This window comes from Winogradskyella luteola, assembly GCF_019203985.1.
GTDB lineage: Bacteria > Bacteroidota > Bacteroidia > Flavobacteriales > Flavobacteriaceae > Winogradskyella > Winogradskyella luteola.
This window is the reverse complement of record NZ_JAGSPD010000009.1, coordinates 61,445-74,819: the sequence shown is the minus strand read 5'-3', so window position 1 is coordinate 74,819 and position 13,375 is coordinate 61,445. Positions and strand designations below refer to the sequence as shown.

The window sequence follows — 13,375 nt, the reverse complement described above, 5'->3', positions numbered from 1 at the left end:
TGATGCAGCTTCAACAATTCATATATCTTTTACAGCATCCTGAAGCGGTTACAGCATCACAGTCCGATGCGCTTTATACCAAAATAAAAGAATACCCTTATTTTCAATCCTTAAGAGCTTTATACCTCAAAGGCCTTAAACAAAAGGAAAGCTACAAATATAACAACGCCCTAAAAGTTACAGCAGCTCACACAGCAGATCGAAGTGTATTGTTCGATTATATTACCTCTGAAGAATTTAATCAAAATGAAATATCTAATCAAATCAAACAAAACTCTGAATACATTAAGTCTATTGAAGTGAGTGGGGTTGATGATATTTCAGTCAATAAAAGCGTTACTATTGACGATGCCCTAAAAGAACACATCAAAGCTACCGAAGGTGTTTTAGACCCTAATTTATTCAAGGCAAAGAACACGCCTTTACCAAAGGTCGAAAATACCATCATTGCCGTAGATGTGGACAACATTACACCAGAAAATAAATTAAACATTGGTAAACCTCTTGAGTTTGACAAATCTGAAAATCATTCGTTTACCGAATGGTTAAAAATCACGAGTTTTAAACCTATTGTGCGTGACAAAACTGAAGTGGAAGATGAGTCTCAGCATACATCTTCAGAAAAAGAAAACACAAATTCTCTTAAAAGTAAGCTTGCCATTATAGACAAATTTATAAGTGAGAACCCAAAAATAAAGCCAGTTTCCAATAACACACCGAAACCTAAGTTGGTAAATAATAAAGATGCTGTTTCTGATAGCTTAATGACAGAAACTTTAGCACGTATTTACTTGGAACAAAAAAATTACGATAAAGCCATTCAATCTTACAAGATTTTAAGTTTGAAATATCCAGAAAAAAGTAGTTTCTTTGCAGACCAAATAAAATTGGTGCAAGAATTAAAAGATAATAATACAATATAAAATGAGTGCATTTACAATATTTTTAATACTAATTGTCATAGTAGCCTTTTTGCTAGTAGTAGTGATTATGGTACAAAATCCTAAAGGTGGAGGTTTATCGTCATCATTTGGTGGTGGTGGCACACAACAATTAGGTGGTGTAAAGAAAACAAGTGATTTTTTAGATAAAAGTACTTGGTTTTTGGCAACAGCACTTATTTTGTTAATACTAGCTTCTAATCTTACTATAGACTCTGGAGCAGTAGTTGAGTCAAAAGCCTATGATGAAGACGATGCTACTAACGTACCTGCAACATTACCTCAATCTACGGATGATAACACAACAAATTTAAATGATTCAATAGGAGGGTAATAATCGATCCTTTTAGTTATATAATTTAAAGTCAACCTAATGGTTGGCTTTTTTTATTATGAATTTTCTTGTGCTGAAACCGTCTCAATGTTTCAGAATCTTTCACAATAATATACCATGGCAATGCCAAATAAATCTGAAACTTTGTCAGTTGGCATTCATTGGCATAATTTTCGAAATACGCTTTAGCGTAATCTTTAATTAAACAACTAAAAAATATATTAAAAAATGGCTTTAAACATTAAACCTTTAGCAGACCGCGTTCTAGTAGAACCTATGGAAGCTGAAACAAAAACAGCTTCTGGTATTATCATTCCAGATAATGCAAAAGAAAAACCGCAAAAGGGAACTGTTGTTGCTGTTGGCAACGGAAAAAAAGATGAACCTTTAACTGTAAACGTTGGTGACACTGTACTATATGGAAAGTATGGAGGCACAGAACTTAAACTTGAAGGTAAAGACTATTTAATGATGCGAGAGAGTGACATCTTGGCAATAATCTAGATTGTCATTCCTGCGCAAGCAGGAATCTCATAAATAAAAACTAAAAAACAAATTCCAAAATCAATAAAAATTGAAATGCTTATTCCCTATTGGGATTTAGTATTTGGTTTTTGAGATTTTAAAATTTAAAACAAAATTTCAATTATGGCAAAAGATATAAAATTTGATATTGAAGCGCGCGACGGGTTAAAACGTGGCGTTGATGCTTTAGCAAACGCAGTAAAAGTTACTTTAGGACCAAAAGGTCGTAATGTAATTATAGGAAAATCATTCGGAGCTCCTCAGGTAACCAAAGATGGTGTCTCTGTAGCAAAAGAGATTGAGCTCGAAGACGAATTGGAGAACATGGGTGCGCAAATGGTAAAAGAAGTAGCTTCTAAAACCAACGATTTAGCTGGTGACGGAACAACGACTGCAACTGTTTTAGCGCAAGCAATTGTAAAAGAAGGGCTTAAGAATGTTGCTGCTGGTGCCAACCCAATGGACTTAAAACGCGGTATTGACAAAGCAGTTGATTCAATTGTAAAAGACTTAGAAAAGCAAGCTAAAAAAGTAGGAAACTCATCTGAAAAGATTGAGCAAGTCGCTTCAATTTCGGCTAATAACGATAGTACTATTGGAGAACTGATAGCGCAAGCGTTTGGTAAAGTTGGTAAAGAAGGTGTGATCACTGTAGAAGAAGCCAAAGGAACTGACACTTATGTAGATGTCGTAGAAGGTATGCAGTTTGACAGAGGTTATTTATCCCCTTACTTCGTTACGGATTCTGACAAGATGATTGCTGATTTGGAGAATCCATACATTTTATTATTCGACAAGAAAATTACGAATTTACAAGAGATTCTTCCAATCTTAGAACCCGTAGCACAATCTGGTCGTCCATTATTAATCATAGCAGAAGATGTTGAAGGCCAAGCTTTAGCAACTTTGGTAGTAAACAAATTACGTGGCGGACTTAAAATTGCGGCGGTAAAAGCACCTGGCTTTGGAGATAGACGCAAAGCCATGTTAGAAGATATAGCTATCCTTACTGGTGGTGTTGTGATTTCCGAAGAAAGAGGTTTCTCCCTTGAGAATGCTGACCTTTCGATGTTAGGTACAGCAGAATCTGTAATGATTGACAAGGACAATACCACAATTGTAAATGGTGAAGGTAAGTCATCTGATATTAAAGCTAGAGTAAATCAAATTAAAGCTCAGATAGAAACTACAACTTCAGATTATGATAAAGAAAAACTACAAGAACGTTTAGCAAAATTAGCTGGTGGTGTTGCTGTACTTTATGTTGGTGCTGCTTCTGAAGTGGAGATGAAAGAAAAGAAAGACCGTGTTGATGATGCCTTACATGCTACACGTGCTGCAGTAGAAGAAGGTATCGTTGCTGGTGGTGGAGTCGCTTTAGTGAGAGCTAAAAAGACTTTAGAAAAATTAGAAACAGAAAACCTAGACGAAACTACTGGTGTACAAATCGTAAATAAAGCGATTGAATCTCCTTTAAGAACTATTGTTGAAAACGCTGGTGGTGAAGGCTCTGTAGTAATCAACAAAGTACTGGAAGGCAAGAAAGATTTCGGTTACGATGCTAAAAACGAAGCCTACGTAGATATGCTTAAGGAAGGCATTATAGATCCTAAAAAAGTGACACGTATTGCATTAGAAAATGCAGCTTCTGTTGCTGGTATGATCTTAACAACCGAGTGTGCTTTAGTAGATATTAAAGAAGATGCTCCTGCGATGCCACCTATGGGTGGAGGCGGAATGCCAGGTATGATGTAGTCCGTAGCACGGACAAGCAACAAACTCATTTTTATTGAATAATAACTAATGAGTATAAATATTATGAAAAAAGCCCTTGATTTTTATCAAGGGCTTTTAATTTAGTTTTCATTATCCGATTTCTTTTCTCCTTCGTGGTCTTCTACCACATCTTTATCACGATACTTGCAACAGGGATGAACCGATGCATATTGCTCGTCAGTGGCTTTTACGTCTTTAGTGTCGTGACCTACAGAAGCTATTTTTTGCGATATGGTTTTTAAATCTGTTTTACGTTCATCATAAATCAATTTTAGCTCATGTGTATCTACATTCCAAACGGCTGATTTTACACCTTTGGTTCTAATGGCGGCTTTTTCTATGCGCTCTTTACACATACCACAAATACCATCGACTTCAATGATGGTTTTAGCATTTTTGTTTTGTGAAAAAGTTATTGTAGTTATTAATAACGTAACTATTAAAATTATTTGTTTCATTGAAAATTTATTTTCATTCCCATAAAAATGGGAATATTACTATTCGTTTTTTCAGATTCCTACTTTCGCAGAAATACGGGTTTATTGTATTTTATATCGCAATCCTGCATAATACAGACTTCCAAAAATTGGACCATACACAAAATTACTATCAAAATTTGAACCAAACGGATCATCTGGACTAATAATAGGATTCGGTTGCCTAACATTAGTTACATTCTCACCACCTAAATATACTTCAAATTTGGGAGAAAACACTTTTGTGATTTGTACATTTAGTGTTCCCACTGTCGGTGAGTACTCATCTAATTGAAATTCTGGCGCACTCAAAGCTGTACTAGGATAACGTTGCGAATCTAACCAATTATATGTGGTATCAAATTTCCATTGGCTTCCATTCTCATTTTGATTTGTTTCGTAAGATGCGTTAGCAAATATTCGATTTTTTGGAATCAACGGTTTTTCTAATTTACCAGAATTATAATCTGTTTTTATATCGTAATACTTGTAGGCTGTCCTTAAATCAAAACCTTCAAAAGCATTGTAATTAAATTCGAACTGAAAACTATTGGCGTAGCTCTCCCCTTCCAAATTGTAAAAATTAATTTCAAAAGGATTTTCCCAATCGACCACAACCTGATTTTGAAAATCGGTTCTATAAAAATCAAAAGTTACATCAGCAGATCGACCAAACAAATTAAAACCCTGTAGGTAGCTTACGCCATAGTTCCAGGCAATTTCTGGATCCAAGCCGTAAATTTTTCCACCTGAATTTAAGATATTTATTTGCCTAGAGCTAGAAAATAGATTCTGGTTTTCAGCAAAAATATTGGCACTTCGCTTTCCTCTTCCCACAGATGCTCTAAGTGCTGATTTTTCCCACGGGGTATATCGAACATGCAATCTTGGCGTTACAAAAAAGCCCAATCTGTTATGCTGATCAACTCGTACGCCAACAGTCATCGTCAACTTATCTAAGTTATCGTAAGCATATTCAAAAAACGCTCCCACAGAATTTTCGGTTCGTTCAAACTCTTGGGTGTTTACCAGCTCATCATAGTGATCGTATGTAAAACTTAATCCTGTTTTTACTTTATGGCGCGAATCTGAGATAATACTGTTATATACTAAATTTGAATAAAAGCTATTATGCTGAATATCGTATAAATTCAGACCAAAATATGAATCTTGACTGTGATGGCTAAACGCAGTTTGAAACCCTAAACTCTGATACGGAATTTCAGGATTTACATAGCCTAACTTAGTAGTGACTTCAAAACGTTCGGTATTAATTTCACTTCCCCACGCTTCGACTTCGTTCAGCGGCCCAGTATTTCTTGGATCAAAATTATCTGGATTAAAACTCAGCTGACCAGCTTGCTTTTCATCATTTAGATATCTTAAATTGATAAAGCTCACTACTCCTTTTTCCGTATTGGTATATTGCCAACGGTTCATTACATTAATTTGATTGTATAATGGCATATCCAAAAAACCATCGTCATTAACATCGTGCTTTTGTTGATGTGTATTACCATGTATATATAACCCTGTACTCCACTTATCTGACACCTTAGTATTAAAATGTGTATTCAACTCCAAACGCTCATTTGAAGCTCCATAAAGGTTTACAAACAACTTATTATCTGTGCTGGGTTTAACAAGTTCGGCGTTAATCTGACCTGCAATACTCTCAAAACCATTAACCACACTACCAGCGCCTTTGGTAATTTGAATACTCTCTACCCAAGTACCAGGTATAAAACTTAAGCCATAAGCCTGAGATGCCCCACGAATGGCAGGTATATTTTCCGTAGCTATTAAAATATAGGGCGAGTTAAGCCCCAACATTTTTATTTGGCGTGTACCCGAAACAGCATCAGCAAAATTAACATCGATTGACGGATTGGTTTCAAAACTTTCGGAAAGGTTACAACAAGCCGCTTTTAATAGCTCGTCACTACTAACAAAAAGCGTGTTTTCTGCTTTTAAATACGATCTTGCAGTTGCTTTTTTCCGAGAGGTTACAGTTATAGCATCCAACTCATCTGATGCCTGCAATACATGCTTTATATACTTGTTTTCGGTTACCACTAAAGTATCCGTTTTAAAACCAACATAGCTTATAACCAGTTTATTAAACGAGAACTTATAGGGTAAAGAAAATGTACCATCCTCATTTGTTATAGCGCCTATTGTTGAGCCTAACCAATAGACATTAGCCCCAGGCAACGGACTTTCTTTAGACGTACTTGTTTCTAAAACAATGCCTTTAAGCTGTTCTTGCGCAGATATAACAAGTGACAAGAACAAAAAAATTATTATTAAATATTTTTTCATTTATTTGATTTTTAGGTATAACATTTAGCACATATGAGTATGTGCACTTTCTAATAAAAGCTATACTAAATCAAATAAGGTAAGTTTCATCTAAGACCTGTATGTCTTTGAAGAGTATTGGAGGTTTATAATTTTTATGCGGAATTATTAAATTCGGAAGGCCTTCAAAAAGATTGATATATGAAAAACTGTAAGCTAATAAAATCTGTTTTTGAATATCGTCTAAATCTTCAAACGAATTTGTGGTGACTTTATCTAAACCTTTAAAGACATCGACTTCATCCTTGCAACAAGACTTTTTGGCGATATTATTTTCAGTAGTGCCTGTAACATCATCTGAGCATTTCTCAACTTCTGTAAATATAGCAATATCAACCAACACACCTCCACAGAAATGTTTTTCTATGGTCAATGACAGCGTCGACACTAAAACCAACAGTGACAATAGAATTGAAAAACTTTTATGTGATGTAGAACTTTTCACATTACAAAATTACAAAATTCCCAAAATTAAACGAGAAATTATAAAATACTTAACGATTGAGTTTGTAATAATAAAAAGCCGGTAACAGCAATAGTAACCCAATTGGCTGAATTAAAAATCGTCTAATATTGAAAAACAAATAGTAATCTTCTTGCTTATGATGAATCACAAAATAGAGAAATGGAATGAGCAATAACACATAAGCGATACCATAAAGCAAAACAGAGAACTTTAGCATTGGTTTATCATTAAAAATAAGATAAAGAATACCTAAAGACGCTAAAGTATTCAACACATATCTGAAGCTAGTATAAAAGACTAGCTTGGCAATTTCGCGTCTGGGATTGTCCATATACAAATAATCGCTTTCAAAAAATTCTAAATAGGGATCGTAGAACAGATAGTCTTCAAAACCACGTATGGCAACCAAAACAAGGAATAACAGAAAAACTAATATGTATCGTGTTAGCTTAGGCATTAGCTTTTATGGATTTTGAAAAACGATTAACCCAAACCATCCAAAGTAAAAATACTGTTCCGTATATGAATAATGGAAATATGATTTCGTGCAACAGCTCTCGTCTCCATGGGTAATGGTACAAGCCAACAGACAAAACTACAATACGTAGAAGGTTGAACGTATAAATAATAATACTGCCTGCAAAGCAATAGAGTAATGTGGTTTTAAGTTTGCCTGCAAAAGCCATAATAAATGACAAAAACAAAATGATTACACTTACAGCATTACAACCTTCGATAACCCGTGCAACAAATTTTCCATTTATAATAACTTTCATTGAAGGCTCTTTGGAATGTGGTATCACTTTAGATTCATAACCTACACTGTTGATTAAAGCATCTGTTTGATGAGCCACCAGGTTGGTCATGTAATCTGGGTAGAACTTAGAACCGTCAGATAAATTTAAATACAAATAATACCCAAGTGTCAGTACTCCATAGACCAACAAGAAGGTTACTATGAAACGGATAACGAGTTTGTATTTAGTTATAAGTTCTCTAATCTTTTGTTTTTTTTGCTAAGATAGGTACTAAATCAATTATTTTAAACTAAAAAACCGCATAGAATCTATGCGGTTTTGGCTTTATAGAAAATTTATTATGCATCAATGTTTGCATAAATCGCATTCTTTTCAATAAACTCTCTACGAGGTGGCACTTCGTCTCCCATTAACATAGAAAAAATACGATCTGCCTCTACTCCATTGTCTATTTGCACTAAACGCATCGTCCTAAACTCAGGGTTCATTGTGGTATCCCAAAGTTGTTCTGCATTCATTTCACCAAGACCTTTATAACGCTGAATTTTAGAACTTTCACCAAAATCAGCTACAATTTCATCACGTTCTTTATCGCTCCATGCATACTGTTTCTTTGCTCCTTTTTTAACTAAATATAAAGGTGGTGTTGCTATATAAATATGACCATTCTCAACTAATGCTTTCATATACCTAAAGAAGAAGGTTAAGATTAGTGTTGCGATGTGACTTCCGTCAATATCAGCATCACACATAATCACTACTTTATGGTATCTTAGTTTTGATAGATTTAAAGCTCTTGGATCTTCCTCAGTACCTATAGTTACACCAAGTGCAGTAAAGATATTTTTGATTTCTTCGTTCTCAAACACTTTGTGCTGCATGGCTTTCTCAACATTAAGAATTTTACCCCTTAATGGTAAAATGGCTTGAAATGCTCTATCTCTACCCTGCTTTGCTGTACCACCTGCAGAATCTCCCTCAACAAGAAATACCTCGCATTTAGAAGGATCTTGCTCAGAGCAATCGGACAATTTACCAGGCAAACCTCCTATACTCATTACAGTTTTACGTTGCACCATTTCACGAGCTTTCTGCGCTGCATGACGCGCTTGTGCTGCTAAAATCACTTTCTGAACAATGGTTTTGGCATCATCTGGATGCTCTTCTAAATAATCCGTCAACATTTCAGAAACGGCTTGCGATACAGATGCCGAAACTTCTCTGTTACCCAATTTCGTTTTGGTTTGTCCTTCAAATTGTGGTTCTTGTACTTTTACAGAAACAATGGCCGTTAAACCTTCGCGAAAATCATCACCAGAAATATCAAACTTTAACTTGTCTAACATCCCAGAACCATCAGCATACTTCTTTAAAGTATGTGTTAATCCACGACGAAAACCAGAAAGATGCGTACCACCTTCGTGCGTATTAATATTATTTACGTACGAATGTAAGTTCTCGGCGTAAGAGGTATTGTACACCATAGCTACCTCAACTGGCACACCGTTTTTTTCACCTTCAAAAGCAATAACGTCTTTCATTAAAGGTTCTCTGTTACCATCTAAAAATTTTATGAATTCTTTAAGTCCTTCTTCAGAATGAAATGTTTCTCCTTCAAATTCGCCGTCGTCTTTCTTGTGACGCTTGTCTACTAAATGTATGGTAATACCTTTATTTAGGTAAGCCAATTCACGTAATCGACTTGCTAAAGTATCGTAGTTATATTCTAAGGTTTGGGTAAAAATAGTTGGATCTGGCTTAAAAGTTACTGTAGTTCCTCTCTTATCAGTTTCGCCAACAACTTTAACAGGATACATAGTTTTACCACGTTCGTATTCTTGCTCATAAATTTTACCTTCTCTAAAAACGGTCGCTTTAAGATGTTCGGACAAAGCATTAACACAACTTACACCAACACCGTGCAAACCACCAGAAACCTTATAAGAATCTTTATCAAACTTACCACCTGCACCAATTTTTGTCATTACGACTTCTAAGGCAGAAACTCCTTCTTTTTTGTGAAGATCAACCGGTATACCACGCCCATCATCTTCTGTAGTGATAGAATTATCTTCATTTATGGTCACTGTAATATTATCGCAATGTCCAGCAAGCGCTTCATCAATAGAGTTATCTACAACCTCATATACCAAGTGATGCAAACCGCGTGTACCAACATCACCAATATACATCGATGGACGCATTCTTACGTGCTCCATGCCTTCCAAGGCCTGTATACTATCTGCGGAATAATTATCCTTATTAAATTCTTCTCTTTTTTCGCTCATTATATTAAATGATTTTAGACTATTTCTTAATTTTTAATTTGGTTCCGTAATTAAACGACGACCATTCAACGCTTTTATTATTCACAACTCTGACTTAAATATTTTAAGCTATTTTAAAAAAAAAAATGACACTATTGCATCATCATTGAATACTAACAAATATACGATTTTATGACGCTTTATAAAAGGTTTTTAGGAATTGAAGGTGATAATTATCAACAATTGTTAAAAACCCAAAAGCGGCTTAAAATGGCTAAAAAGTGCCTTAAATTGAATTTCACTGTTTTTTTATCTTTGCTCGATTCAAGAAAAAACAAACATGGCTTAAACCTTAAATTTTGAATTTGAATTGTTAAAATTTGACCTCTAATTTTTCGTGTTTCAAGCCTATTATGGTTTAATATTAGGAGATTGTATATCCTCGTTTTCAACTGAGCCAAAACTCTATTTATAAATTTAATTTAAGGAATTGTATTTTTATACGTCTATTAGAAAAGTGAAAAAATACAAACATCAAGAGTTTAATTAATAAGCCTGATTTTAATTCAAGATAGAATGAAAAAAATATTATACATGTTTAGTATTGCATTATTTTTTAGTTGCCACAACCAGGCACAAACCAATCCAAAGCAAAAAGAAGTTATTGAAGCAGAACCTGTTGTTGTTCCTTTAGAGGACGGAAAAGCAAGAGCTTATTTTGCGAGTGGTTGTTTTTGGTGTGTTGAAGCCATTTACGAAAGTGTCAAAGGTGTTGACGAAGTGATTAATGGTTATGCTGGCGGACATACTGATGATATTACTTACGAGAAAAGCAATACAGGTAGCACAGGCCATGCAGAAGCTGTAGAGGTTATTTACGACCCAGAAGTTGTGAGCTTTGCCACTTTAGTTGACGTCTATTTCGGCTCTCAAAACCCTACACAAGTTAATGGACAAGGGCCAGATAGAGGTTCTCAATACCGCTCCATTATTTTTTATCAAAACGATGAGCAAAAGAAAATCATTGAAGAGAAAAAAGCCGCACTGGCTAAAAAATTAGATGCTAAAATTGCTGCAGAAGTATATCCGTTTCAAAAGTTTTATAAAGGCGAAGCGTATCATCAAGATTTTGAAAAACGCAACCCGAACCAAAGCTATGTTAGAGCGGTTTCTATTCCAAGGCTAAATCGTTTTAAAGCTAAGTTTCCCGAGTTGTTAAAGGATGAAGAAAAGCATTGACTATTAGACCTATCAGGTTTTTAAACCTAACAGGTCTCCTATAATTTACATGCCTTTATCTCAAAAATCATAGGAAACAACTGATTTTTCATCTTAAACATGCCATTTTCCTGCTGTAGTAAATCAGGAAATACATCGTAGGGGCTTTCGTCATATTCATTTAAGTATTCTACTTGCAATCCGGCTTCAATAAGTGCATTGACAACTTCGCTTAAACCATGATTCCAACCATATTCCTTGCTTACCATTTTTGACGATTGGTTGGCATACGTTCCTTCATACTCATCATAAATAACTTCTTCTTGATTGTAATGGTATTTCATTTTTGGCTTGCCATTAACATAATCAAACATCCATAGAATAGGGTGAAACTCAACGATGTAAAACACACCACCTGGTTTAAGACGTTCTGAAATCATTTTTGCCCAAGGTTTTAAATCTGGCAACCAGCCAATAACACCATAACTCGTATAAATAATATCAAAATTTTGTGGAACATACTGTGATGTATCTAATACGTTACAGCATATAAAATCAGCGTCAAGCTTTAATTCGGCATTTAATTGTTTAGCAAGTTTTATACCTTCATCGCTTAGGTCTACACCAACACACTTTGCCCCCATTCTACTCCAACTCAAGGTATCTTGTCCAAAATGGCATTGGAGATGCAATAACGATTTTCCGCTAACATTACCAAGCGCCTTTAATTCGTAAGGCATTAAAGACGTTTCTCCAGCTTTGAAAGCCTCCATTTTATACATCTTGCTTTTGGCATGTATATCTACTTTTTTATTCCAAGTATCTTTATTTACCTTGAAATAATTAGCGCGCTCTTCCATCCTTGGTTAATTTTGCATGTAATTTAAAACAACTTTTTAATATGAAGTCATTATATCTCGGTTTGATTTGCTTGCTATTAGTCTCAGCTTGTAAATCCGAAAAGGAAGACATCGTAATTGATGAAGAAAAAAATGAATTAACCATTGCCGAAAAAATAGCAAATGCACATGGTTACGAACATTGGAAAAATGTATCGGAAGTAAAGTTCACTTTTAAAGTCGATAGAGATACCATAAAAGAAAAAGGCAGATCATGGGTATGGAACCCTAAGCAAGATAAAATAAAAATGACGGCTGGTGAGACTTCTGTAGAATATATTAGAAGCCAAATGGATAGCACACATATTAGGGTGGACAGAGGCTTTATTAATGACAAGTTTTGGCTATTGGTACCATTTCAATTAGTTTGGGATACATCTGCTACAATCTCAGAGCCTGAAAAAGCAGAATCACCAATTAACAAAGAACAGTTAGACATGATTACCATAACCTACCCAAACGAAGGAGGTTATACCCCAGGTGATGCTTATGATATTTATTATGATGGAAATTACATGATTAAAGAATGGGTGTTTAGACAAGGAAATTCAGCAGAACCATCATTAGCCAACACCTTCGAAAACTATAAAGATTTTAATGGCATTAAAATCGCAATTGACCACAAAAAAGATGATGGCAACTGGAATTTAAACTTTACAGATGTTAGCATAACATTAGAGTAACACTAAATTTAATTTTTGGCATTACTTTTGTGATCTATAGTGTGAGTTTCACGTATGTCATTTCGACCTAAAACGTATAGCTTACATTTTCCGCCTTGTGCGCCTATATATATTCGAGCACTTTACCTCACGAGTTAAAGTGCTTTTTTTGTGAAACTCATTTTTATAAACCAAAGGTGAAATAAGAATAATTTAGTTGAATTAATGCTGCTGAAAAGCAATATCTCATTACCCTCTAAAGTCCTTCTTTACGTGTGCCCCATCACAATAAGGTTTATTCTGTGAAGCTCCACATCTACAAAATGCTGTTGTTCGGTTTTTGGTTTCTTCATTGCCGTCTTTATGCGTCACTTTTAAAGTGCCGTAAACCAAAAGCGGTCCATTTTCTAACACCTCAACTTTAGTCTCTAAAGATTGAGAGGTCTTATCGTCTTCATTGGTCATATAGTAACTCAAAGCACCTGATGGACATTTCTTTACCGTTTCAACAATTTCTTCTGTAGATGCCGCATCAATTTTTATCCAAGGTCTATCTTTTGGTTGAAATACCTGAGGTGAATTTTTAACACAGATTGCTGAATGAATGCACTTTTCGGCTTCCCAAACTACGGTTACATCACCATTATTATATTCTTTTGTCTTTCCCATATCTATTTCCTGTGGAAGCAGGA

General features: G+C 35.0%; 14 protein-coding genes. 6 read left to right on the top strand and 8 right to left on the bottom strand.

Annotated features, from left to right (window positions below; all coding sequences use genetic code 11):
- Nucleotides 1–2 precede the first annotated feature (2 nt).
- From KCG49_RS11670 to groL, 4 genes are all read left to right on the top strand, one after another.
- Nucleotides 3–923 carry a DUF8458 domain-containing protein gene (locus KCG49_RS11670; protein ID WP_218546712.1) on the top strand — a complete coding sequence of 307 codons (921 nt, stop codon included), beginning with the start codon at nt 3–5 and terminating at the stop codon, nt 921–923.
- A 1-nt stretch (nt 924) separates the two neighbouring features.
- Nucleotides 925–1,275: a preprotein translocase subunit SecG gene (secG, locus tag KCG49_RS11665; RefSeq protein ID WP_218546710.1), complete on the top strand. Its 351-nt coding sequence runs from the start codon at nt 925–927 to the stop codon at nt 1,273–1,275.
- A gap of 228 nt (nt 1,276–1,503) precedes the next feature.
- Nucleotides 1,504–1,779 (top strand): co-chaperone GroES, encoded by a 276-nt coding sequence (locus tag KCG49_RS11660; protein ID WP_218546708.1) that lies wholly within the window; start codon nt 1,504–1,506, stop codon nt 1,777–1,779.
- Nucleotides 1,780–1,923: 144 nt separating this feature from the next.
- Nucleotides 1,924–3,555 (top strand): chaperonin GroEL, encoded by a 1,632-nt coding sequence (groL, locus tag KCG49_RS11655; RefSeq protein WP_218546707.1) that lies wholly within the window; start codon nt 1,924–1,926, stop codon nt 3,553–3,555.
- A 101-nt stretch (nt 3,556–3,656) separates the two neighbouring features.
- Here groL and KCG49_RS11650 read toward each other — a convergent pair whose 3' ends face one another.
- From KCG49_RS11650 to gyrB, 6 genes are all read right to left on the bottom strand, one after another.
- Nucleotides 3,657–4,034 (bottom strand): heavy-metal-associated domain-containing protein, encoded by a 378-nt coding sequence (locus tag KCG49_RS11650; protein WP_218546705.1) that lies wholly within the window; start codon nt 4,032–4,034, stop codon nt 3,657–3,659.
- 81 nt (nt 4,035–4,115) lie between these two features.
- Complete coding sequence (locus KCG49_RS11645) at nt 4,116–6,374, bottom strand: TonB-dependent receptor (RefSeq protein WP_218546704.1); 2,259 nt, start codon at nt 6,372–6,374, stop codon at nt 4,116–4,118.
- Nucleotides 6,375–6,444: 70 nt separating this feature from the next.
- The gene (locus KCG49_RS11640) at nt 6,445–6,858 is read right to left on the bottom strand and encodes an HYC_CC_PP family protein (protein ID WP_369680362.1); all 414 of its coding nucleotides are present in this window, start codon (nt 6,856–6,858) and stop codon (nt 6,445–6,447) included.
- Between the two features lie 49 nt (nt 6,859–6,907).
- Nucleotides 6,908–7,336, bottom strand: coding sequence for an exosortase F system-associated membrane protein (locus tag KCG49_RS11635; RefSeq protein WP_218546702.1), 429 nt, complete (start codon nt 7,334–7,336; stop codon nt 6,908–6,910).
- Nucleotides 7,329–7,880: an exosortase family protein XrtF gene (xrtF, locus tag KCG49_RS11630; protein WP_218546855.1), complete on the bottom strand. Its 552-nt coding sequence runs from the start codon at nt 7,878–7,880 to the stop codon at nt 7,329–7,331. Before xrtF ends, KCG49_RS11635 begins: the two co-directional genes overlap by 8 nt.
- Before the next feature lie 95 nt (nt 7,881–7,975).
- Entirely contained in the window at nt 7,976–9,925 is a 1,950-nt protein-coding gene (gene gyrB, locus KCG49_RS11625; RefSeq protein ID WP_218546701.1) for a DNA topoisomerase (ATP-hydrolyzing) subunit B, read from the bottom strand.
- 555 nt (nt 9,926–10,480) lie between these two features.
- On the opposite strand from gyrB, the gene msrA reads away from it, so the two are divergent.
- Nucleotides 10,481–11,143 (top strand): peptide-methionine (S)-S-oxide reductase MsrA, encoded by a 663-nt coding sequence (gene msrA / locus KCG49_RS11620; RefSeq protein WP_218546699.1) that lies wholly within the window; start codon nt 10,481–10,483, stop codon nt 11,141–11,143.
- A gap of 38 nt (nt 11,144–11,181) precedes the next feature.
- Here msrA and KCG49_RS11615 read toward each other — a convergent pair whose 3' ends face one another.
- Nucleotides 11,182–11,982, bottom strand: a complete 801-nt coding sequence (locus KCG49_RS11615; RefSeq protein WP_218546698.1) for a class I SAM-dependent methyltransferase — start codon at nt 11,980–11,982, stop codon at nt 11,182–11,184.
- A gap of 41 nt (nt 11,983–12,023) precedes the next feature.
- Here KCG49_RS11615 and KCG49_RS11610 point away from each other — a divergent pair, with 41 nt between their 5' ends.
- Nucleotides 12,024–12,704: a hypothetical protein gene (locus KCG49_RS11610; RefSeq protein ID WP_218546697.1), complete on the top strand. Its 681-nt coding sequence runs from the start codon at nt 12,024–12,026 to the stop codon at nt 12,702–12,704.
- A gap of 228 nt (nt 12,705–12,932) precedes the next feature.
- Here the strand turns inward: KCG49_RS11610 and KCG49_RS11605 are convergent, their stop codons facing one another.
- The gene (locus KCG49_RS11605; RefSeq protein WP_218546696.1) at nt 12,933–13,352 is read right to left on the bottom strand and encodes a (4Fe-4S)-binding protein; all 420 of its coding nucleotides are present in this window, start codon (nt 13,350–13,352) and stop codon (nt 12,933–12,935) included.
- Between the last annotated feature and the right edge of the window lie 23 nt (nt 13,353–13,375).

Excerpts from the sequence above, each read along its gene's own strand:
- groL (WP_218546707.1), top strand. The coding sequence starts at position 1,924 with ATGGCAAAAGATATAAAATTTGATATTGAAGCGCGCGACGGGTTAAAA.
- gyrB (WP_218546701.1), bottom strand. The coding sequence starts at position 9,925 with ATGAGCGAAAAAAGAGAAGAATTTAATAAGGATAATTATTCCGCAGAT.
- KCG49_RS11605 (WP_218546696.1), bottom strand. The coding sequence starts at position 13,352 with ATGGGAAAGACAAAAGAATATAATAATGGTGATGTAACCGTAGTTTGG.
- msrA (WP_218546699.1), top strand. The coding sequence starts at position 10,481 with ATGAAAAAAATATTATACATGTTTAGTATTGCATTATTTTTTAGTTGC.
- KCG49_RS11645 (WP_218546704.1), bottom strand. The coding sequence starts at position 6,374 with ATGAAAAAATATTTAATAATAATTTTTTTGTTCTTGTCACTTGTTATA.
- KCG49_RS11670 (WP_218546712.1), top strand. The coding sequence starts at position 3 with ATGCAGCTTCAACAATTCATATATCTTTTACAGCATCCTGAAGCGGTT.
- KCG49_RS11635 (WP_218546702.1), bottom strand. The coding sequence starts at position 7,336 with ATGCCTAAGCTAACACGATACATATTAGTTTTTCTGTTATTCCTTGTT.
- KCG49_RS11650 (WP_218546705.1), bottom strand. The coding sequence starts at position 4,034 with ATGAAACAAATAATTTTAATAGTTACGTTATTAATAACTACAATAACT.
- secG (WP_218546710.1), top strand. The coding sequence starts at position 925 with ATGAGTGCATTTACAATATTTTTAATACTAATTGTCATAGTAGCCTTT.
- KCG49_RS11610 (WP_218546697.1), top strand. The coding sequence starts at position 12,024 with ATGAAGTCATTATATCTCGGTTTGATTTGCTTGCTATTAGTCTCAGCT.
- KCG49_RS11615 (WP_218546698.1), bottom strand. The coding sequence starts at position 11,982 with ATGGAAGAGCGCGCTAATTATTTCAAGGTAAATAAAGATACTTGGAAT.
- KCG49_RS11660 (WP_218546708.1), top strand. The coding sequence starts at position 1,504 with ATGGCTTTAAACATTAAACCTTTAGCAGACCGCGTTCTAGTAGAACCT.